Genomic DNA, 20,312 nt, shown 5'->3' on the forward strand with positions numbered 1-20,312 from the left:
ATACGGTCCAACCAGTAAGAGGTCGATAACCAATGTCGCGAAAGCCGCTCAAACAACAGGTCGAACGCGAAATTGATGAAAATCTGCGTCGGGCCTATCAACGCATCCTCGAACAAGAGGTTCCTGACCGGTTTCTCGAACTGCTTGACCGTTTGAAGGATCAGGAACAGGGCCCGGAGCCCAGCAAATGAATCGCATCGACGGCGATGAGGATCCGCGTGACGAGATCATAACGCATCTGGCGCAGTTGCGTGCGTTTGCCGTCAGCCTGACACGCAACCCTGTTGCCGCCGATGATTTGGTCCAGGACACAATTGTGAAGGCCTGGAAAGGGTTTCATCGCTATCAGCCCGGCACAAACCTGCGGGCCTGGCTATTCACCATTCTGCGCAATACGTTCTATTCCGACTTGCGCAAAGCACAGCGCGAACAGGTTTCATCCGAAAATGAAATAGCCGAATTGGTCACAACGCCTGATCACGGCGATGATCGGATCGCATTGATCGATTTTGAACGCGCATTGGGCTTGCTGCCCCCCGAACAACGCGAGGCCCTGGTTCTTGTTGGGGCCAGCGGCCTTTCCTATCAAGACGCTGCAATGACCTGCGGTGTGGCCGTTGGCACAATTAAAAGCCGCATAAATCGCGGCCGTGCCAAGCTTGCCGAAATTCTTGAACGCGAAGTTGCCTCCCCTTCACAAGAGGGCTGAGGCACTGCAAACCCGGCGATATTGACCATGGCCGCTTGCTGGTACACACCCAACGCGCAGTACGAAGGAGATACAGCATGATCATCGGGCATATTGGCGCGCGGGCAGGCAGCAAAGGTGTTCCAAACAAGAATTTCCGCATGTTGCATGGCAAGCCGCTGATCGATTGGTCTCTCGATCAGCTTTTTACGTCAGAGCGGGTTGATCACGTTGTTGTCTCAACCGATTCCGAAGAAATCTACACCCATGCGCTGGCGCGCGGATCTCTGGATATCGGCCTACGCCCCGCCGCGCTGGCGACCGATACAGCGGCAAAATGGGATGTCTGGCAACACGCCCTTGGGGAGGTCGAAAAACAAACCGGGCCTGCCGATGCTTTCTTAGATCTTGATTGCACCTCCCCCCTTAGGCTGCCCCAAGACATCGACGCTGGTCTGGATCTGTTCGCAGCTGAAAGCCCCGATATGGTAATGTCTTGCTGCGAAAGCCGCAAAAATCCGTATTTCAACATGCTTGAAAAGGATGCAGCGGGGGCGCTTCACGTGTCAAAGCCGCTGCCGCATGGGGTGGTTGCCCGCCAACAGGCCCCGATGGTCTATGATCATGTGGGCTTAGTTTACGTCGTAAAGCCAAGTTATCTGCGTCAGGCGTCCCGGCTTTTTGAGGGGCATGTCATCCCCTTGATCGTGCCGAATGAACGGGGATTGGACGTCGATAGTCCTTTTGACTGGGACGTAATCGAATTCCTTCTTGGAAAGCAGATTTCAGAAGGAGTACGGGCGCCCGCAGCCTAGATCAAATTTCGCGAAATTTGATCGCCCCGCCCTAACGCCACCCCTGCCAGGGTTTCAATGCGGCCTGCTTCGCCGCAAAGCTCTCAGTCAGAGTATCGGCATCATATTCGGTCTTGATCCATGCATCTATTGTGATCGGACTTTGCGCCGCACGCGCGGCATAGCATTCCAGAAAATGGTCCAAAATACCTGTCGATGTTTTTTTGATATGCAGATAGCGAAAGCTCAATTGCTTTTTCGCCACATCCAAAGGGGCGTTCTCATATAGCATGACATAAAGCGCCGCAGCCAGCCCCGTGCGATCAGCACCTGACTTGCAATGCATCAAAAAGGGGCGTTCCATCGTTTCAAACGTGTCCAGAAGTTTAATCAATTCCTTGCGCTTGGGTGCTCGCCGTGCAGCCATCTGGCAGGTGACAAGGGTCAGTCCCAGCTTTTCGCAGCTTTCCACCTCAAACAGGTAATGGGGCTGCTTTGCGGGGCCCCGCAGGTTCAGGACGGTTTTGATCCCCATTCCAGCATAGCGCGCAAAGCGCTTATGATTGGGATGGTTCGACCGATAAGCCCCTGGTGCGATCTTGGCGAAGTTATGCCACCATATCCGCAGTACCCCGTGATCGAGCCAATTGAAATGCCATAAGGACCGCTTCCGCTCTTTGGGATCGGTGATATCGTGCCCAAAGGAATTTCGCAGTTCGCGCTCCTTACGGCCCAGATATTCATAAAAAAAACGGATCATGCGCAAACCATGGCAAAAAGACTGAAGCCCCCACTTGCCGTATGTCCCGCCCCATTGCAATGGTCCCGGCCCGATTGCCTGACCGGGGCAAACCCCCTAGAACCGTCCCAACACGAGCGTAAAGGAAACCATCATGGATATCGCAGGCCGCAAAATCGGACCCGAGCACCCGCCTCTTGTGATCGCAGACATCGGCATCAACCACGGTGGCGATCTGGCCGTGGCCAAGCAAATGGTCCGGCATGCCGCAGGCGCCGGATGCGAAATGATCAAGCATCAGACGCATTTCATCGAAGATGAGATGACAGAGGAAGCCAAACAGATTTTCCCGCCAAATGCCGATGTGTCAATCTGGGATGTCATGGCCACTTGCGCCTTGTCCCGCGAAGATGAGGCCGAGCTAAAGCGATACACCGAAAGCCTTGGCATGATCTGGATTTCGACCCCATTCAGTCGGGCCGCCGCCAACTTTCTGAATGATCTGGACGTTCCCGCCTTCAAAATTGGTTCTGGCGAAGCAGATAATCTACCACTGATCCGGCACATTGCCCGGATGGGCAAGCCGGTGATCATGTCTACGGGGATGCAAAGTATCGACACGATCCGCGCCTCGGTCGACATTTTGGATCAGGCCGGGATCGATTATGCTTTGCTTGAATGCACCAACCTCTACCCGTCGCCGCCAGAAATCGTCTCTTTGCAAGGTGTGACTGATCTCAAAAAAGCTTTTCCAAACGCCATTGTCGGTTTTTCCGATCATTCCATTGGGCCGGATATGGCGCTCGCCTCGGTCGCGCTGGGTGCTTGTATCCTTGAGCGTCATTACACCGATACCCGGTATCGCAAAGGCCCAGACATTATCAATTCCATGGATCCCGCCGAGCTGCGCCATCTGATTGACCGCTCGCGCGAGATACATATCGCGCTGCATAACCCAAAACAGCGCACCACCGCCGAGGAAGACGTCTACCGCTTTGCCCGCGCCAGCGTCGTTGCGGATAAGGACCTGCCCGCCGGCCATGTGATTACAGAGTCCGATATCTGGGCCCGTCGCCCCGGATCAGGCGAGATTGCTGGTTATGATTTTGACAGGGTCGTCGGCAAGACCCTGACCCGCGCCGTCACCCGCAACACGCAACTAACTTGGAGCGACCTGGATGGTTGAACGCTTTACGCGCGACGATCTGGGGATCTGGCTGATCAATCTGGATAAAGACGTAGATCGCCTGGCCCAGATGCAATCCCAGCTTGACGGAATGGGACTGAATTACACACGTTTTCCGGCCATCTATGGCAAGGATCACCTTGACACTCTCTCCAAACGTGCCGATGCCGCAGCCTATGCCCGCAACATGGGCAGCCCGATTTTACCGGGTAAGATGGGATGCTATGCCAGCCATGTCGCAGTGTGGGAGGCCTTTATCGCCTCGGACCACAAGATCGCCTTGATCCTCGAAGACGATGTTGTCTTTCATGATGATTTTTTAGCGAGCCTCGATCTGGCCCTGTCCGGGGCCGCACATTGGGATACGCTGCGCTTCAACTGCATCCGCGCGAAAATGCCCGTCAGCCAGGGCATGTTAGGTCCCTACCGGTTGAACAACTATATCGGCCCCTTCACCGGCAATGCGACTTATTTGTTGAAAAAGGACGTCGCAAAAAGGCTTTTACCAAACTTGTGGCCCCAGACCCGGGCCTTTGATCACGAACTAAATCGGTTTTTCCGACATGACTTTCGGCAATGCGGGCTCGAGCCATTTTCCAGCCATGTCGATGATGGAAATGTCAGCTCGATCACCGGAACGGGTTTTGGTTTGGTCAAAAAATTCAAATGGTACAACCGCTTGCCGCATTACCGCTTGAAGGCCGCTAACTATTTCCGCCGGATCGGATGGTTGGTGAAGACAGGGCGCATTTTACCATCGCGTAGGGTGCTCGATTGAAAAGTACGATTCACAAGCTGTCCAGTATAACAGCACCCAAGCACAGCTTTGGCACACGTGGTCTACCGCCTCAGACGAAGATTAATGATCCAAAATTTTGGGACATGTATGACAATGACACATTGATTTTCGACTGTGTCTGGCAGGCAAAGCAAGGTCGCCTACGCCTTTTTGTTCCGAAACTATTCGGGTTCAAAAAGAAACTGATGGCGTCCAAATTTGTACTGGATGGCACCTCGTCTCCAAAGCCTAAACTACGTCAGTATCGCCAGTGCGATATCCTGGAATTCCAAGTGTCAGAGCCTGTCAAGGAACTGGCAATCTGTGCAGATGACGAAATGCTGACGGTGCCAGTCCATCAAACAACGCCAGATCGTTTTGCAGGCAAGAATGTCATTTACACCAAAGTGCAAAATGATGACCTGAGTTGGATATATGATTGGGGCCTTGCACATCACCGCAATCACGGCGCCGATGCGGTATTGGTCACAAATAACGCAAGCACCGCTTATACGAGCGATGAATTGCGCGCGACTTTGGCCTCAATTCCCGGCATGACCGTCGCTGACGTATTGGAGAGCCCGCAAAGGCACGGACCTGTAGGTAATGTCTGTCGCGGCACGGGTTGGGCGAAATTTCAACAAGTACTTTGCCTGAACGTCTGCCGTGATCGTTTCTTTGGCGAAGCGCGGGCTGTGTTGGCCATTGACGTGGACGAACTGGTCGCCTCGCGAGATGGCACATCCATTTTTGACGCCACCATGCAGGCACGCATGAAATATATCCGGTTTGGAGGCGAATGGCGCTATGCATCCTTAACCGAAGCTGACTTACGTCATGCGGATCATATCCTGACCGACGATGCGCAAGTACCCTGCAATAGCAAGTATTGTATTGTGCCCGACAGCTTTCTTGGCCGGACCCTATGGTCTGTACATAGCCTCGAGCACGTCAACCGCCGCGTTTTTTCGCCGCATAAGAATTTTTACATGCTGCATTGCCACGGTATCAATACGTCATGGAAAAAAGATCGCAGTGGCTTATCGCATCGGGCCGGACCACCAGACCCCGAGACAAAAGCCTTCATGGAAACCAGCTTCGCACACCCCTCAATAGGAACAAAGCAGTGAAGTCACCGCCCAATTCTTAGGTAAACCACCACCTGATCGCCCAATATTTAATCACCCACCCAAGGTGTACGCCTTGCCGAGCAGATGCACCTCACCTTCCAGATCGTCTCTGATAGCCCTGCCCCATGGACACCGCCCTAAAAATCCTTGTTGTCGAAGCTGATCAATCGCGTGCGCGTGACATCATTGATGCACTCAAGGATGGAGGCTGGGCCAATGTTATGGTGGTTGGCGACATTTCGGCGCTTGGGCGCAGCCTGACCGAGATCGACCCGGATATCGTCTTGATCGACATCGCCCACCCTGACCGCGACACGTTGGAACATGTCAGTCATGTCTCCGATGCCCAATCGCGCCCGGTGGCCATGTTCGTCGATCATTCCGATACCGACCTGACCCAAGCCGCAATTGGCGCGGGCCTGAGCGCTTATGTCGTGGACGGCCTGCAGAAGAACCGGATCAAACCTGTGCTTGAAACCGCAATCGCGCGATTCAAGATGATGGTGCAGATGCGGTCTGAACTGGATGCCGCCAAACAAGCGCTGAGTGATCGCAAGACAATCGACCGGGCCAAAGGCTTGTTAATGAATGCGCGCAAAATCAGCGAGGAAGACGCCTATAATCTCTTGCGCAAAACCGCCATGGATCAGGGCCGCAAAGTCATTGACGTGGCTCAGGCCCTTGTCACAGCAACGGATCTATTAGGATGAGCCCGCGCGAGGTCACATGCGGCTTTGTCCCGCTCGTCGATGCAGCCCCGCTGGTCATTGCGCAGGAATTACGCTTTGCGGCTGATGAGGGGATCAGGCTGAACCTAGTCAAGCAGCCGTCTTGGTCTGCACTGCGCGATATGCTGGCATTGGGTCATCTGGACGTCGCCCATATGCTATCGCCAATGCCGATCGCCATGACACTTGGGGTCAGCGGTATGCAGACCCGTGTTGATGCGCTGATGGTGCTTTCGATCAATGGCACCGTGATTGGCGTATCCAAGGCGCTGGCGCAGAAGATGCGGGCAACCGGCTGGCAAACCGATTTCAACGATCCTGCGGCCGCGGCAAAAGCGGTCTTTGCGACGCAACCTGACAAACTGCGCATTGGCGTGCCGTTTCCATTTTCCATGCACCGGATGCTGCTTGAACATTGGCTGGCCGCCCATCCAGGTTTTGACCCCAATCAAGTCGATATCATTACAGTGCCGCCGCCACGCATGGCCCAGGCTGTCGCTGATGGTCTGCTCGATATGTTCTGCGTTGGTGAACCATGGGGCACCGTAGCGCTGGAAACCGATGTGGCCGAGCTGATCTTGCCGGGCGCGTCAATTTGGCAATGCGCCCCGGAAAAGGTGCTGGGCGCGCGGCATGATTGGATTGATGGGAATGCGCAAACCACCAACGCGTTGATGCGCGCAGTCTTTCGCGCCACCCATTGGCTGGATGCACCAAAAAACAAACCTTTGGCGACGGAAATACTGGCGCGCAGTGTGCATCTGCATCTGCCAGACAACGCGATTGATCCGGCGATTGCCGGTCACATCACTGATCAAAAAGGCCATGTGCCGACGCATATCGCCAATTTCCTGATGTTTCATCAAAATGCAGCAAACTTTCCCTGGCGCAGTCAGGCGGCGTGGATTGGCAGCCAGATCGCGCGCTGGCACGCGCTGGATCCGGCAAAGGTACTGCCCACGGCGCAGGAATGTTTCCGCAGCGATATCTATCGCGCGAATCTGGGCCCGCTTGGCGTTGATCTGCCGGGTGCATCGGCCAAGATTGAAGGCGCCCTGACGCAAGAGACGCCAGTTTCGTCAACAAATGGTGAAATGATTCTGGGACCGGATGCATTTTTTGATGGCGCAGTTTTCGACTTTGCCATGTCTGAGTGATGAATAATTAGGCACTCTTCTGCATCGCAGCATTGAGGCACGGTCAGCGCCCCCGCATTGCTTGAGGCTCCGGCAAACTCTGCGATGTTGAGATCAACAGAGGCGATGATGTCTCTTCCCATCGCTTCCGATGTTCGGAAGCAACTACATTAGAGCAAAGCCGCTCGACAGAACCGCGCCTCCTCCTCCCGCGTGGTCTTGTCGGGCGGTTTTTTTATTTTGCAGCGCAACGCCGAAAAGGATCGCAGCCCATGAAGACAACCTTCCACCTGGCACTGGCCACAACCATGCTGACAAGCACAACTGCCATGGCGCAGTCGCTTGATCTTGAGATCGAAGACCTGACCTTTGGCTTCATCAAGCTGACAGACATGGCGCCTTTGGCGATTGCCTATGAAAACGGTTATTTCGAAGACGAAGGCCTTTACGTCACCCTGGAAGCGCAGGCGAACTGGAAAGTTCTGCTGGACGGCGTGATCTCGGGCGAGCTGGACGGCGCGCATATGCTGGCTGGTCAGCCTTTGGCGGCTACCATCGGCTACGGCACCGAGGCGCACATCATCACCCCATTCTCAATGGACTTGAACGGTAACGGCATCACCGTTTCCAACGAAATCTGGGAAGAGATGAAGCCAAACGTGCCATTGATGGAAGATGGCCGCCCACAGCACCCGATCAGCGCCGAAGCGTTGGCGCCTGTTGTCGAGGACTACAAAGACCAAGGCTTGCCTTTCAACATGGGCATGGTATTCCCAGTCTCCACGCACAACTATGAAATCCGTTACTGGCTGGCCGCTGGCGGTCTGGAGCCGGGTTACTATTCTCCACAAGATATTTCTGGCCAAATCGGCGCTGATGTTCTGCTTTCCGTGACGCCTCCGCCGCAGATGCCTGCGACAATGGAAGCCGGCACAATCTACGGCTACGCTGTGGGTGAGCCTTGGAACCAGCAGGCCGTGTTCAAAGGCATCGGTGTTCCTGTGATCACTGACTACGACATGTGGAAGAACAACCCTGAAAAGGTCTTCGGCATCACCGATGAATTCGCCGCTGAAAACCCAAACACCACGCTGGCCATCACCAAGGCGCTGATCCGTGCGGCTCAGTGGCTGGATGAAAACGACAACGCCAACCGTCCCGAGGCTGTGGAAATACTGTCCCGCTCTGAATATGTGGGCGCGGATTATGACGTGATCGCCAACTCGATGACTGGCTTCTTTGAATTCGAAAAAGGCGATCGCCGCGAAGCACCCGATTTCAACGTGTTCTTCCGCTACAACGCGACCTACCCGTTCTACTCAGATGCGATCTGGTATCTGACACAAATGCGCCGCTGGGGCCAAATCCCCGAGCAGATGTCGGATGAGTGGTATTTTGAGACCGCCGAAAAAGTCTACCGCCCAGACATCTATCTGGAAGCTGCCCGTATGCTGGTTGACGAAGGTCTGGCCAACGAAGCGGACTTCCCTTGGGATAGCGATGGCTTCAAAGAGCCGACACCAGCTGCCGATATCATTGACGGTGTGCCCTACGACGGACGTCAGCCCAACGCCTATATCGACAGCCTGCCGATTGGCTTGAAAGGCGAACAGATCGTCGTTGGTAACGAAATCCAAGGCTAAGCAACAAACGAAGATGCGCCTCATGGCGCATCTTCCCCACCCTTCTTCACAGCGAGCATACAAAGGCGAGCCCGATGACTGCCATTGACCCAGAAACACTCGACGCAGAAGCCCGCCGCGCGCGGCTTTTCACCCGGATCAACAAGGCCGATGCATGGTTTCAAGTGCTGGGCCTCGCTTGGCTAACGCCCATCCTGAAGGCTGCCGCGGGTGACAACCCAAAGACCCAAATGGGCGAAATCTGGCGTCTGCTGGGTGTTCCCCTGCTCGCCATATCTCTCTTTCTGATCGCTTGGGGCACGCTGGCGCCCAAGGTGCAGACATCGCTTGGCGCTGTGCCCGGCCCGCTTGAGGTTTGGGAACAAGTCGGCGCGTTGCATGAAGATGCACAGCGCGAAGCGGAAAAAGAAACCGCCTTTTATGAGCGCCAAGAGGCGCGCAATGCCGAACATATCGCCAATGGCGAACCCGATAAGGTTCGCGACCGCGCCTACACGGGCAAACCGACCTACTACAATCAGATCTGGACCAGCATCCTAACCGTTTTCTTCGGCTTCCTACTGGCCTCTGTCGTGGCAATACCATTGGGGATCATGGCCGGGCTCAGCGCGACTGCAAATGCCGCTCTAAACCCCCTCATCCAGATTTTTAAGCCTGTTTCACCGTTGGCTTGGCTGCCTATTGTGACCATGATCGTCTCGGCAACATACGCGAATGACGGCTTCTTCGCGAAATCATTCCTCGTATCGGCAATCACTGTGACCCTCTGTTCGCTCTGGCCCACGCTAATCAACACTGCTTTGGGCGTAGCGAGTATCGACAAGGATCTGGTGAACGTTTCTAAAGTTCTGAAAATGAACACCTATACCAAGATCACCAAGCTGGTGCTGCCATCGGCCCTGCCACTGATCTTCACTGGTCTGCGCCTGTCGCTGGGTGTTGGCTGGATGGTGCTGATCGCCGCGGAAATGTTGGCGCAAAACCCCGGTCTGGGCAAATTCGTCTGGGATGAGTTCCAGAACGGGTCCTCCCAGTCGCTGGCCCGCATCATGGTGGCTGTGCTGACCATCGGGATCATCGGTTTCATCCTCGACCGGATCATGTATGCGCTTCAGTCGCTCTTTACCTTCACGAATAACCGGTGAGCGTCATGAGCATTCTGAAACTTGATAACGTCACAAAAAGCTTTGGTGAGGGCACCCGTGCCACCACCGTTCTCAAAGACATCAATCTTGAGGTCGCCGAAGGGGAATTCCTCGTCCTGCTGGGCTTCTCGGGCACCGGGAAAACCACGCTGATCAACATGCTGGCGGGGATTGATACCCCCAGCAAAGGCAGCGCGACCTTCAAGGGAAAACCCATCACCGGGCCGGGGCCAGAGCGTGGGGTGATCTTTCAAAGCTACTCACTCATGCCTTGGCTGACGGTCTCTGGGAACGTTGGTCTGGCTGTGGACACGGTTTTTCCAAAACTGTCCAAGGCCGAACGGGCCGAAAAAGTCGCCCATTACGTCAATATGGTGGGGCTCAGCCACGCGGCCACGCGCCGTCCGGCCGAACTGTCCGGCGGGATGCGTCAACGTGTGAACGTCGCCCGCGCCCTGGCGATGAACCCCGAGGTTTTGCTGCTGGATGAGCCGCTTTCTGCGCTTGATGCGCTGACCCGCGCCAATCTGGCCGATGAGATCGAAGGCATCTGGGACGCGGACAAAAAGACCTGCGTTCTGATCACAAATGATGTTGATGAGGCGATCATCCTGGCTGACCGTATCATCGCGCTGAACCCCGATGGGTCTTTGGGCGATGAGTTCAAAGTCAGCATCCCACGTCCGCGCGACCGGATGGAGATGAACAATAACGAGACCTTCAAGCGTCTGCGCGCCGAGGTCACCAGTTACCTGATGGATGTCGGGATCGAGGCCAAGGTCGAAGGCACACGCATGCTGCCCGACGTCACGCCGATCCACGGTGTGCCCGCCGCTGTTGCTGAAGCTCAGGAAGGGATGATCGACAATCGCTTCCTCGATTTTAGTCAATTGCACAAGGTCTACCCTACCCCCAAAGGCCCGCTGACGGTTGTTGAAGACTTCGATCTCAAGATCAATCGCGGTGAGTTTATTTCGCTTATCGGGCACTCTGGCTGCGGGAAATCGACTGTTCTGACGATGGCCGCCGGCCTGAACGAGATTTCCAAAGGGGCGATCAAACTCGATGGTCGCCATGTCGAAGGGGCCGACCCTGAACGCGCCGTTGTCTTTCAATCCCCCAACCTCTTTCCCTGGCTGACAGCCAAGGAAAACGTGGCGATCGGGGTCGACAAGGTCTATCCGCGCGCGAGCCAAGCAGAGCGCCAGGATGTGGTTGAATATTATCTTGAACGTGTCGGTCTGGCTGATGCGATGGACAAAGGCGCCGCCGATCTATCGAACGGTATGAAACAGCGCGTTGGTATCGCCCGGGCCTTTGCCCTGTCCCCTAAGCTTTTGTTGCTGGATGAGCCCTTCGGGATGCTCGACAGCCTAACGCGCTGGGAACTGCAAGAGGTGCTGATGGAGGTCTGGTCGCGCACCAAAGTCACCGCGATCTGCGTGACCCATGACGTGGACGAGGCGATTTTGCTGGCCGACCGCGTGGTCATGATGACAAACGGGCCGCAAGCGACCATCGGCAAAATCACCGAAGTTGACCTGCCGCGACCGCGCACGCGCAAAGCGCTGCTGGAGCACCCCGATTACTACACTTACCGCCAAGAAGTGCTTGATTTCCTAGAGGAATACGAACACGGCGCGAAACCCAACCCAAAGCCAAAAGCCATCGCAGCAGAGTAAGCCACATGACCCCAGACCAAATCACTTTGATCCAGGATAGTTTCGCCAAAGTCGCCCCGATCAGCGACGCCGCAGCCGAGATCTTCTACGCCCGCCTTTTCGAAATCGCACCCGAGGTCAAACCCTACTTCACAAACGACATGACCGAACAAGGGGCAAAACTGATGGCCACGCTTGGCGTTGTGGTCAAAGGGCTGCGTGACCTCGACAAAATCGTGCCTGTCGCACAGCAACTGGCAGTCAAACATGTGGATTACGGGGTCAAGGCTGAGGATTACGCCCCCGTGGGCGCATCACTGATCTACACGCTGGAAAAAGGTCTGGGTGACGATTTCACCCCAGATCTGAAAGACGCCTGGACTGAAGCCTACACCGTGCTGTCAGGCGTGATGATCGAAGCGGCCTACGGCCAAGCCGCCGCAGAATGAGCCCTGACAACTTGAATATATCGGTCCCGTACCGGAGACTATCGATGGAAACAGAACATCAACAAAGTTATGCGAGGCTCTGCGAAACAGCGCAGGAGCTTTGGCATGACTCCCAACCAAATCGAAACGGTCAAGGACAGTTTCCAGCAGATTTCGCAGGATACGAACGCGTTCTCATTGACCTTCTACAACGAGCTGTTTCGCATGGCGCCCAGCCTGCGCGGGCATTTCCCAACCGACATGGAAGATCAACGCATCAAACTGGCCGAAACGCTCGGCGCGGTTGTGCTGCATATGCATCGGCTTCACCTGCTGGAGGACACCATCATGGGGCTCGCGCGGCGGCATTTGGACTACGGAGCGAAACCGCAGCACTTCGCACCCGTGGGCGCTGCGTTGATTTTCGCATTGAACCAACACACACCCAACGGGCTTACCCCGATCCAGGCCGAAGCCTGGGCCACAGCCTATGGGGCAATCAGCGATCTGATGATCGAGGCGATGGTCAACGCCGCCGCCTAGCGGGCCCAGCGCCCCAAGCCAAAGGGGGCGCAAATGTCTAAGAAACTCATCGTCATCGGGGCCGGTATGGCCAGCGGGCGTGCGCTCGAACATCTGTTCGATGAAGGGGCCGACTATGACGTCACGCTCTTTAACGCCGAACCGCGCGGTAACTACAACCGCATCATGCTTTCGCCGGTTCTGTCCGGCGAAAAGACCTACGCCGAAATCGTCACCCACGATGCCGATTGGTACGCGGCGAACGGGGTGACCTGCCGCTTTGGCGAAAAGATCACCGCGATTGACCGGGCAGCTAAAACGGTCACTGCCGACAATGGCGACGTGCTGGCCTATGACAAACTGATGTTTGGTACCGGGTCCAACCCGTTCATCATCCCGCTGCCCGGGCATGATCTGGACGGGGTGATCGCCTACCGCGATCTGGAAGACACCGAATTGATGATGTCGATGGGCGCAGACAACAAGGTGGTCGTCATCGGCGGCGGGCTATTGGGGCTTGAGGCGGCAGCCGGGATGGCCGCGCGCGGCGCTGATGTCACCGTTGTGCACATCATGGGCCATCTGATGGAGCGGCAGCTGGACGAGGCGGCGGGTTATCTGCTGCGCAAAGCGCTGGTGGACAAGGGTATCACCGTCAAATGCTCGGCCAATTCCAAGGAAATCCTGGGCGAAAACGGCAAAGTCCGTGCGTTGCTTTTGGATGACGGCACAGAGCTGCCCTGTGACCTTCTGGTCATGGCGGTTGGCATCCGGCCCAACATCGCCTTGGGGCAAGAGGCAGGGCTGGCCGTTGGGCGGGGCATCCATGTGGATGACCAGATGATCACATCTGACCCTGACATCGTCGCCGTTGGCGAATGCGTTGAACATGACGGTGCCGTCTTCGGGCTGGTTGCACCGCTTTATGATCAGGCGAAAGTTGTCGCGCAAACCCTGATGGGTAATGAGGCGCAGTTTGTTCAGAAAGAGATATCGACCAAGCTGAAGGTCACCGGTTGTGACCTCTTCAGCGCGGGCGATTTTGCCGATGGGGACGGACGCGAAGACATCGTCTTCCGCGATCCAGCACGCGGTGTCTACCGCCGCCTTGTGATCGAAAACAACGTGGTCATCGGGGCCGTCATGTATGGCGACACCGCAGACAGCAACTGGTTCTTCGGGCTGATCAAAGACAAAACCGACATCGCCGAGATGCGCGATACGCTGATCTTTGGGCCGGCCTATCAGGGGGGAACCCCCATGGACCCGTTAGCAGCCGTTGCAGCCTTACCGCGTGATGCGGAAATCTGCGGGTGCAACGGCATTTGCAAAGGACAGATTGAGGATGCAATCGCTGCCGGTCACACCGACCTGGGCGCGATCAAGGCAACAACCAAGGCGTCGGCCTCTTGCGGAACATGCACCGGACTTGTCGAACAGGTACTAGCGGTCACGCTGGGCGATGATTTTGTCATGCCAGCGGCGCAGTCCGTCTGCGGCTGCACCGACATGACGCATGAAGACCTGCGGCGCATGATCAAATCGCAGAAACTGACGTCGATGCAGGCGGTGTTTCAGGAATGCGGCTGGAAAACATCCTGCGGCTGCCACGTCTGCCGCCCGGCACTGAATTTCTATCTTCTGGCCGATTGGCCGATCGAATATCAAGACGATCCGCAGTCGCGTTTCATCAACGAACGCAAGCACGCCAATATCCAAAAGGACGGCACATTCAGCGTCGTTCCGCGCATGTGGGGCGGCATCACCACCCCGGATGAGCTGCGGGCCATCGCCGATGCCGCCGACAAATACATGGTGCCTACGGTCAAAGTGACCGGCGGCCAGCGCATCGACCTTCTGGGTGTCAAAGGTGAGGATCTGCCTGCAATCTGGAAGGATCTGAACGATGCGGGCATGGTCTCTGGCTATGCTTATTCCAAGGGGCTGCGGACGGTAAAAACCTGCGTCGGGACGGATCACTGCCGCTTCGGCACCCAAGACAGCACCGGCCTCGGGATCAAGCTTGAAAAGACGCTGCACGGGTCTTGGACACCGCATAAGCTGAAGCTCGGCGTTTCTGGCTGTCCGCGCAACTGCGCCGAAGCAACGTGCAAGGATATCGGTATCGTATGCGTCGACAGTGGATATCAGGTCAGCATTGGCGGTGCCGCAGGTATGGACGTCAAAGAGACTGAATTGCTGATCCAGGTCCCGACCGAGGACGAAACGATCCTGGTGATCAAGGCCGTCACGCAGCTTTACCGCGAAAATGCCAAATATCTCGACCGTATCTATAAATGGCTGGCCAAGGTCGGCATGGATTGGGTGAAAGACCAGATCGAGGATCTGGACAACCGGCAAGCGCTGGTGGACCGGTTCGAACTGTCTCAATCTGTTTACCGGCACGATCCTTGGGCACGGCATGTTGATGAACAGGCCGAGACATACCAACCCCTCGCAAATCTCTCTATGGAGGCCGCAGAATGAGCGACTGGATCGATATCGCCCCGCTCGAGGCCATCCAGCCGCGCGGTGCCCGGCTGATTAAAACGGCCCATGGCTGCGTGGCCGTGTTCCGCACCGCCGAGGATGAGGTTTACGCCCTCGACAACGCCTGCCCCCACAAACAGGGGCCGCTGGCCGAAGGGATCGTGCATGGCAAGGCCGTGACCTGCCCGCTGCATAATTGGGTGATCAGCCTTGAGACCGGGATGGTGCAAGGGGCCGACGAAGGTCAGGTGTCGACCTATCCGGCGCGGGTCGAAGATGGGCGTATCCTGTTGGACGTGGCATTTATCAGGTCACGGTCCGCGGCATGAAAACGGTCTGCACGACCTGCCCCTATTGCGGCGTTGGTTGTGGGGTGATTGCCTCATCCGACGGCACGATCAAGGGCGACCCGGATCATCCGGCCAACTTTGGGCGGCTTTGTTCCAAAGGCTCGGCTTTGGGTGAAACCATCGGGCTTGAAGGCCGGCTTCTGGCCCCCAAGGTGCTTGGCCATGATGCCAGCTGGGATAACGCGCTTGATTTGGTCGCCACCAAATTCAGCAAGGCGATCCGTGATTACGGACCCGATAGCGTGGCCTTCTACGGGTCTGGCCAATTACTGACCGAGGATTACTACGTCGCCAACAAGCTCATGAAGGGCTATTTTGGTTCGGCCAATATCGACACCAATTCGCGCCTTTGCATGGCCTCGTCAGTGGCTGGTCACAAACGGGCCTTCGGGACGGACACGGTACCCGGCACCTATGAAGATCTCGAACAGGCGGATCTGATCGTCTTGGTGGGTTCCAACCTGGCTTGGTGCCACCCTGTGCTGTTCCAGCGGATCGCAGCTGCCAAGGCCGCACGGCCGAACATGCGCGTGATCAATATCGACCCGCGTATCACCGCAACCTCTGATCTTGCTGACCTGCATCTGCAAGTGCGGGCCGATAGCGACGTGGCCCTGTTCAACGGATTGCTGGCCCATCTGGCAGATGCGGGCAAATGCGACGATGATTATGTGACTCGCCATGTGAACGGGTACACACAGGCATTGGACGCGGCCCGTCAAAGCAACGCCAGCGATACCGGGCTCAGCGATGCGGAACTGCAGCAATTCTACGCGATGTGGGCAGCCACCGAAAAGGTCGTTACCGTCTATTCACAAGGGGTGAACCAATCCACCTCAGGGACCGATAAGGTCAACGCGATCATCAATTGCCACCTGGCCACGGGGCGGATCGGCAAGCCCGGTATGGGACCGTTTAGCGCCACAGGCCAGCCCAACGCCATGGGCGGGCGCGAGGTTGGCGGGCTGGCCAATATGCTGGCCGCGCATCTGGACATTGAAAACCCCGATCACCGGGACGCGCTGCAGGCTGCCTGGAATAGCCCAACAATGTGCACGACAGCGGGGCTTAAAGCAGTTGATCTGTTTCAGGCCTGTGCCAACGGGCAGATCAAGGCGCTGTGGGTGATGTCGACGAACCCTGCCGTCAGCCTGCCTGACGCAGATGGGGTGGCCGAAGCAATCCGTAATGTCCCTTTCACAGTGGTATCCGACATCATGGCGCGCACAGATACGGGCGATCTGGCCGACGTGCTGTTACCGGCTGCAGGCTGGGGCGAAAAAAACGGCACTGTCACGAACTCCGAGCGGCGGGTGTCGCGGCAGCGGGCCTTCCTGCCCGCGCCTGGTCAGGCACGGCCGGATTGGCAGATTATCTCGGGCGTGGCGCAGCGGATGGGTTTTGACGGGTTCGACTACGAAAGCCCCGAAGAGATTTTCAAAGAATATGCCGCACTGACCGCGCTCAGCCAGAAATTCGCGAAGGATTTGGACCTGACAGATCTGGCAGATGCCGATTATGACGGTCTCGGCCCGGTGCAATGGCCGGTGGGTGGCACAGACCGGTTCTTTGCAAATGGCGGTTTCTTTCATGCCGATGGCAAAGCGAAAATGCTGCCTTTGGCCGCCCCGGCGCTTGAAACCGGCAAATTCCGGTTGAATACTGGGCGCATTCGTGACCAATGGCACACAATGACACGGACCGGGAAATCGGCAAAGCTGGGTGCGCATCTGGCAGAGCCTTACGTGGAAATGCACCCCGCTGACGCAGCCACACTTGGGGTGAGCGCAGCCGAATTGGTGCGCCTTGATCAAAAGGGGATTTTCCGGGTCCTGATCAGCGAAAACATCGCAGCGGGCACGTTATTTGCACCGCTGCATTGGACGCGGCAAACCTCATCCGCCGGAACGGTCAATAGCGCCGTCAATGTGGGCACCGATCCGTTCTCGGGCCAACCTGCCTTGAAATCGGCGGATGTCAGCGCGGAAAAATTCGGCGCGGGCTGGTACGGGTTTGCCGTCAGCGCGGTGCCGATGACACCCTCCCGGCCCTATCACGCGATCGCCAAGACCCAGACCGGCTGGCAGGCAGAATGCGCCGGCGTCAAAACCCCCACCGATTGGGAACTTGAGGCGCGCAACATCACCGGCATGCAAAGCGGACCAGCGGCAACCCTGTACGATATCAGCACTGGCCAGACCCGCGTTGCGATTATCGATGATAACAAGATCGCCGCCCTTTTCTTTGCCAGCCCCGACCCAGTTGTCGTAGCGCGTCAACATGCGGCCAATCTGATCGGACAAGAGGTCAGCAGCCTCAGCGCGCTTGCAGGCAGGGCCGCTGCGGATCAACCCGATCCCGGGCCGACTGTCTGCGCCTGTTTTCAGGTCGGCGCAAATACGCTGCGCGATGCGATCATCGCGGGGGCCAATTCGGTCGACACGTTGGGCGCCAAGACCTGTGCAGGCACCAATTGCGGATCGTGCAAACCCGAACTTGCTGCAATGATCAGCCAGTTCAAACTTCCCGTGGCCGCAGAATGAGCCTGCGGCCCTTTGTCCAGATCGTCGCGCGCGGACAGGGGCGGGCCAGGCCCCTGACGCAAGACGAAGCCTTTGAGGCCATGCAGGTCATGCTGTCGGGTGATTTTGACCCCGAAGCATTGGGCGCCCTGCTGATGGTCATGCGCCTGCGCGGCGAAACCGCTGATGAAATCGCTGGGTTCACGGCGGCCATGCGGGCCCATTCAGCGCTTGAGATGACGGCCGATCTTGATTGGCCCAGCTATGCCGCAGGACGCAGCCGGGGTGCACCGCTTTTCCTTTTGTCGGCCCTGCTTGTGGCGCAGGCGGGCTTTAAGATCTGCCTGCACGGCTGGAATTCGCATCAACAGTCACACGCATCTGTGCGGGACGCGCTGGACCCGCTGGGCATTCCAATGGACGCGCGCACCGCACCAATCACCTATTTGCCTGTTGAACAGATCGCACCCAACGCGTTTTCGCTGTTGAAACTGCGCGACAAGCTTGGGCTGCGCTCTTGCGTCAATACAGTGCTGCGCATGTGGAACCCAACGCATGCGGCGGCAACCGTCCAGGGGGTGTTCCACCCGTCTTATCGCGGTTTACAGGCGCAGGCTGCGCGCAAACTGGACCAACGGGCGCTGACCGTCATCAAAGGCGGTGGCGGAGAATTTGAACGTAACCCGTCTAAGGATATCCAAGTCTTCGGATTGCGGGACGGCGCGCATCATCAGGCTGTTGCGGGACCGATCATTCGTGAAACCCGCAAACTGCATGAACCTGAAAACCCCGTCGATATGATCGCGCTGTGGAAAGGGCAGGTGCATGACGATTTTGCAGCAGCAACCGTGATCAGCACCGCCGGTCTGGCCCTGTGGACGCTGGGGGCCGCGCCGGGCATCCGCGAGGCTGATGCGATGGCCGCGAACCTTTGGGTCGGAAGACACGCTGAGAGAAGGATATCAGCATGAAAACATTCCCCATGTTCCTGACGATGGCCGGACGCCGGGTGGTTATCGCAGGCGGCGGCGAACAAGCGGCGCAAAAATGTCGGCTTATCCTGAAAACCCAAGCCAAGATCACCCTGCTCGCGACGGAACTTGACCCCGAACTGGCCGATCTTCACAGCCAAGGCCGGATCCATTGGGACGCCAGCCCGATCACCGCTGCACATTTTGCGGATACGGCCCTTGTCTTTATCGCGACAGGTTGCCCCGGGATCGATGCAGCACTGCATGCGGTGGCCAAGGCTGCCGGGGCCACAGTCAACGTTGTTGACCGGCCCGATCTTTGCGATGCGATAACCCCGTCTATCGTAGATCGCGACCCTGTTGTGGTGGCCATCGGCACCGAAGGCACAGCCCCTGTCTTGGCCCGGCAGATCAAAACCCGGATGGAGGAACTGCTTGAGCCGCGCCTGGGCGATCTGGCGGCACTTGCAGGGCGTTTGCGGGATCGGGCCGCGCAGCGGCTGCAACCGCGCAAGCGGCGTGATCTGTGGCGTTGGGTCTTTAACGGCCCCGTCCGCGACATCCATGCGCGCAGCGCCGAACGCGACGCCGCCCAGATGATCAAGGATGCGATCCAAACCGGCACATTTGGCGATGCCGGGCCGAGCCCTGTTGCGCTTGTCGGCGCGGGGCCGGGTGCAAAGGACTTGATCACACTGCGCGGCGTTCAACGGCTGCAAGAGGCGGATATCATCTTTTACGACCGGCTGGTCGATCCTGAAATCCTCGAACTGGCGCGACGCGACGCCGAGCGGGTGTATGTTGGCAAAGCCCCAGGCGCGCATAGTCTGCCGCAGGACAAGATCAGTGGTTTGCTGGTTGCAGCTGCACGGCAAGGCAAACGGGTGGTCCGGCTGAAATGCGGCGACCCGGGCATTTTTGCACGCGGCGCCGAAGAGGCCGACGCGCTGAAAGCCGCCGATATCCCCTATGAAATCGTGCCAGGCGTGACAGCCGCCAGCGCCGCTTCAGCTGCGATGGGTGGCTTTTTGACCGAACGCGGGACTTGCGACACACTGATCCTGACCACCGGCAGATCCGAAGATGAACAAAGCTCAGCCGATTGGGTGAACCTATTGCAAGAGGGTCGCCGGGTGGCGGTCTATATGGGCGTCGGCACGGCTGACCAGATCGAAAGCACCCTATCACAGGCAGGGCTGGCAAACCGGATCGACGTCGACATCGTTGGAAACGCGCAATTGCCAACGCAAAAGATCGCATCGTGCAAATTGGGGGCGCTGAGCCAAACGCTGCAGGACAATGCCATCGAAAACCCGGCCATTCTGTTTCTCAGCCATAAAAAGACGGCAAGCCACCTCGTATCTGTGCAGCGAGGAGCGTAACGCCCCCCTGTACACGCGG

Annotated in this window: 19 protein-coding genes; 18 read left to right on the forward strand and 1 reads right to left on the reverse strand. The window is 57.2% G+C overall.

Going from position 1 to position 20,312, the window contains the following annotated elements:
- The first annotated feature begins 32 nt into the window (after positions 1 to 32).
- The 3 genes from AABB29_RS01060 (at position 33) to AABB29_RS01070 (ending at position 1,503) form a co-directional block, all read left to right on the forward strand.
- A complete protein-coding gene (locus tag AABB29_RS01060) occupies positions 33 to 191 on the forward strand; it encodes a NepR family anti-sigma factor (RefSeq protein WP_341368708.1) in 159 nt (52 codons plus the stop codon).
- The gene (locus AABB29_RS01065; protein WP_341368707.1) at positions 188 to 709 is read left to right on the forward strand and encodes a sigma-70 family RNA polymerase sigma factor; all 522 of its coding nucleotides are present in this window, start codon (positions 188 to 190) and stop codon (positions 707 to 709) included. The genes AABB29_RS01060 and AABB29_RS01065 overlap by 4 nt, the downstream gene beginning before the upstream one ends.
- A 77-nt stretch (positions 710 to 786) precedes the next feature.
- The gene (locus tag AABB29_RS01070; RefSeq protein ID WP_373636725.1) at positions 787 to 1,503 is read left to right on the forward strand and encodes an acylneuraminate cytidylyltransferase family protein; all 717 of its coding nucleotides are present in this window, start codon (positions 787 to 789) and stop codon (positions 1,501 to 1,503) included.
- A gap of 31 nt (positions 1,504 to 1,534) precedes the next feature.
- On the opposite strand, the gene AABB29_RS01075 is transcribed toward AABB29_RS01070, so the two are convergent.
- Positions 1,535 to 2,242 carry a tyrosine-protein phosphatase gene (locus tag AABB29_RS01075; RefSeq protein ID WP_341368704.1) on the reverse strand — a complete coding sequence of 236 codons (708 nt, stop codon included), beginning with the start codon at positions 2,240 to 2,242 and terminating at the stop codon, positions 1,535 to 1,537.
- Between the two features lie 133 nt (positions 2,243 to 2,375).
- Between AABB29_RS01075 and AABB29_RS01080 the strand changes: the two genes are divergently transcribed.
- The 15 genes from AABB29_RS01080 to cysG all read left to right on the forward strand — a co-directional run bounded on the left by AABB29_RS01080 (position 2,376) and on the right by cysG (position 20,293).
- Positions 2,376 to 3,407, forward strand: coding sequence for an N-acetylneuraminate synthase family protein (locus AABB29_RS01080; protein WP_373636726.1), 1,032 nt, complete (start codon positions 2,376 to 2,378; stop codon positions 3,405 to 3,407).
- The gene (locus tag AABB29_RS01085; protein WP_341368702.1) at positions 3,400 to 4,185 is read left to right on the forward strand and encodes a glycosyltransferase family 25 protein; all 786 of its coding nucleotides are present in this window, start codon (positions 3,400 to 3,402) and stop codon (positions 4,183 to 4,185) included. The genes AABB29_RS01080 and AABB29_RS01085 overlap by 8 nt, the downstream gene beginning before the upstream one ends.
- Positions 4,182 to 5,315: a hypothetical protein gene (locus AABB29_RS01090; RefSeq protein WP_341368701.1), complete on the forward strand. Its 1,134-nt coding sequence runs from the start codon at positions 4,182 to 4,184 to the stop codon at positions 5,313 to 5,315. The genes AABB29_RS01085 and AABB29_RS01090 overlap by 4 nt, the downstream gene beginning before the upstream one ends.
- 125 nt (positions 5,316 to 5,440) lie before the next feature.
- Positions 5,441 to 6,025: an ANTAR domain-containing protein gene (locus AABB29_RS01095; protein ID WP_341368700.1), complete on the forward strand. Its 585-nt coding sequence runs from the start codon at positions 5,441 to 5,443 to the stop codon at positions 6,023 to 6,025.
- On the forward strand, positions 6,022 to 7,200 hold the full coding sequence (locus AABB29_RS01100) for a CmpA/NrtA family ABC transporter substrate-binding protein (protein WP_373636727.1): 1,179 nt from the start codon (positions 6,022 to 6,024) through the stop codon (positions 7,198 to 7,200). Before AABB29_RS01095 ends, AABB29_RS01100 begins: the two co-directional genes overlap by 4 nt.
- Before the next feature lie 251 nt (positions 7,201 to 7,451).
- Positions 7,452 to 8,822 (forward strand): CmpA/NrtA family ABC transporter substrate-binding protein, encoded by a 1,371-nt coding sequence (locus AABB29_RS01105; RefSeq protein WP_341368697.1) that lies wholly within the window; start codon positions 7,452 to 7,454, stop codon positions 8,820 to 8,822.
- A 74-nt stretch (positions 8,823 to 8,896) separates the two neighbouring features.
- Positions 8,897 to 9,967 (forward strand): ABC transporter permease, encoded by a 1,071-nt coding sequence (locus AABB29_RS01110; protein ID WP_341368696.1) that lies wholly within the window; start codon positions 8,897 to 8,899, stop codon positions 9,965 to 9,967.
- Positions 9,968 to 9,972: 5 nt separating this feature from the next.
- Complete coding sequence (locus AABB29_RS01115; protein ID WP_341368695.1) at positions 9,973 to 11,649, forward strand: ABC transporter ATP-binding protein; 1,677 nt, start codon at positions 9,973 to 9,975, stop codon at positions 11,647 to 11,649.
- A gap of 5 nt (positions 11,650 to 11,654) precedes the next feature.
- On the forward strand, positions 11,655 to 12,077 hold the full coding sequence (locus AABB29_RS01120; RefSeq protein WP_341368694.1) for a globin family protein: 423 nt from the start codon (positions 11,655 to 11,657) through the stop codon (positions 12,075 to 12,077).
- A 105-nt stretch (positions 12,078 to 12,182) separates the two neighbouring features.
- A complete protein-coding gene (locus AABB29_RS01125; protein ID WP_341368693.1) occupies positions 12,183 to 12,599 on the forward strand; it encodes a globin domain-containing protein in 417 nt (138 codons plus the stop codon).
- 33 nt (positions 12,600 to 12,632) lie between these two features.
- Positions 12,633 to 15,065, forward strand: a complete 2,433-nt coding sequence (gene nirB / locus AABB29_RS01130; RefSeq protein WP_341368692.1) for a nitrite reductase large subunit NirB — start codon at positions 12,633 to 12,635, stop codon at positions 15,063 to 15,065.
- The gene (gene nirD, locus AABB29_RS01135) at positions 15,062 to 15,397 is read left to right on the forward strand and encodes a nitrite reductase small subunit NirD (protein ID WP_341368691.1); all 336 of its coding nucleotides are present in this window, start codon (positions 15,062 to 15,064) and stop codon (positions 15,395 to 15,397) included. Before nirB ends, nirD begins: the two co-directional genes overlap by 4 nt.
- Positions 15,394 to 17,961: a molybdopterin-dependent oxidoreductase gene (locus AABB29_RS01140; RefSeq protein WP_341368690.1), complete on the forward strand. Its 2,568-nt coding sequence runs from the start codon at positions 15,394 to 15,396 to the stop codon at positions 17,959 to 17,961. The genes nirD and AABB29_RS01140 overlap by 4 nt, the downstream gene beginning before the upstream one ends.
- A complete protein-coding gene (locus tag AABB29_RS01145; RefSeq protein WP_341368689.1) occupies positions 17,958 to 18,911 on the forward strand; it encodes a glycosyl transferase family protein in 954 nt (317 codons plus the stop codon). The genes AABB29_RS01140 and AABB29_RS01145 overlap by 4 nt, the downstream gene beginning before the upstream one ends.
- A complete protein-coding gene (gene cysG / locus AABB29_RS01150) occupies positions 18,908 to 20,293 on the forward strand; it encodes a siroheme synthase CysG (RefSeq protein ID WP_341368688.1) in 1,386 nt (461 codons plus the stop codon). The genes AABB29_RS01145 and cysG overlap by 4 nt, the downstream gene beginning before the upstream one ends.
- Positions 20,294 to 20,312 lie beyond the last annotated feature (19 nt).

Source organism: Yoonia sp. BS5-3, from assembly GCF_038069655.2.
GTDB lineage: Bacteria > Pseudomonadota > Alphaproteobacteria > Rhodobacterales > Rhodobacteraceae > Yoonia > Yoonia phaeophyticola.

What these genes read in the sequence shown, in the direction of transcription:
- AABB29_RS01060 (WP_341368708.1), top strand. Translation starts at nt 33, where the DNA reads ATGTCGCGAAAGCCGCTCAAACAACAGGTCGAACGCGAAATTGATGAA.
- AABB29_RS01065 (WP_341368707.1), top strand. Translation starts at nt 188, where the DNA reads ATGAATCGCATCGACGGCGATGAGGATCCGCGTGACGAGATCATAACG.
- AABB29_RS01070 (WP_373636725.1), top strand. Translation starts at nt 787, where the DNA reads ATGATCATCGGGCATATTGGCGCGCGGGCAGGCAGCAAAGGTGTTCCA.
- AABB29_RS01075 (WP_341368704.1), bottom strand. Translation starts at nt 2,242, where the DNA reads ATGATCCGTTTTTTTTATGAATATCTGGGCCGTAAGGAGCGCGAACTG.
- AABB29_RS01080 (WP_373636726.1), top strand. Translation starts at nt 2,376, where the DNA reads ATGGATATCGCAGGCCGCAAAATCGGACCCGAGCACCCGCCTCTTGTG.
- AABB29_RS01085 (WP_341368702.1), top strand. Translation starts at nt 3,400, where the DNA reads ATGGTTGAACGCTTTACGCGCGACGATCTGGGGATCTGGCTGATCAAT.
- AABB29_RS01095 (WP_341368700.1), top strand. Translation starts at nt 5,441, where the DNA reads ATGGACACCGCCCTAAAAATCCTTGTTGTCGAAGCTGATCAATCGCGT.
- AABB29_RS01100 (WP_373636727.1), top strand. Translation starts at nt 6,022, where the DNA reads ATGAGCCCGCGCGAGGTCACATGCGGCTTTGTCCCGCTCGTCGATGCA.
- AABB29_RS01105 (WP_341368697.1), top strand. Translation starts at nt 7,452, where the DNA reads ATGAAGACAACCTTCCACCTGGCACTGGCCACAACCATGCTGACAAGC.
- AABB29_RS01110 (WP_341368696.1), top strand. Translation starts at nt 8,897, where the DNA reads ATGACTGCCATTGACCCAGAAACACTCGACGCAGAAGCCCGCCGCGCG.
- AABB29_RS01115 (WP_341368695.1), top strand. Translation starts at nt 9,973, where the DNA reads ATGAGCATTCTGAAACTTGATAACGTCACAAAAAGCTTTGGTGAGGGC.
- AABB29_RS01120 (WP_341368694.1), top strand. Translation starts at nt 11,655, where the DNA reads ATGACCCCAGACCAAATCACTTTGATCCAGGATAGTTTCGCCAAAGTC.
- AABB29_RS01125 (WP_341368693.1), top strand. Translation starts at nt 12,183, where the DNA reads ATGACTCCCAACCAAATCGAAACGGTCAAGGACAGTTTCCAGCAGATT.
- nirB (WP_341368692.1), top strand. Translation starts at nt 12,633, where the DNA reads ATGTCTAAGAAACTCATCGTCATCGGGGCCGGTATGGCCAGCGGGCGT.
- nirD (WP_341368691.1), top strand. Translation starts at nt 15,062, where the DNA reads ATGAGCGACTGGATCGATATCGCCCCGCTCGAGGCCATCCAGCCGCGC.
- AABB29_RS01140 (WP_341368690.1), top strand. Translation starts at nt 15,394, where the DNA reads ATGAAAACGGTCTGCACGACCTGCCCCTATTGCGGCGTTGGTTGTGGG.
- AABB29_RS01145 (WP_341368689.1), top strand. Translation starts at nt 17,958, where the DNA reads ATGAGCCTGCGGCCCTTTGTCCAGATCGTCGCGCGCGGACAGGGGCGG.
- cysG (WP_341368688.1), top strand. Translation starts at nt 18,908, where the DNA reads ATGAAAACATTCCCCATGTTCCTGACGATGGCCGGACGCCGGGTGGTT.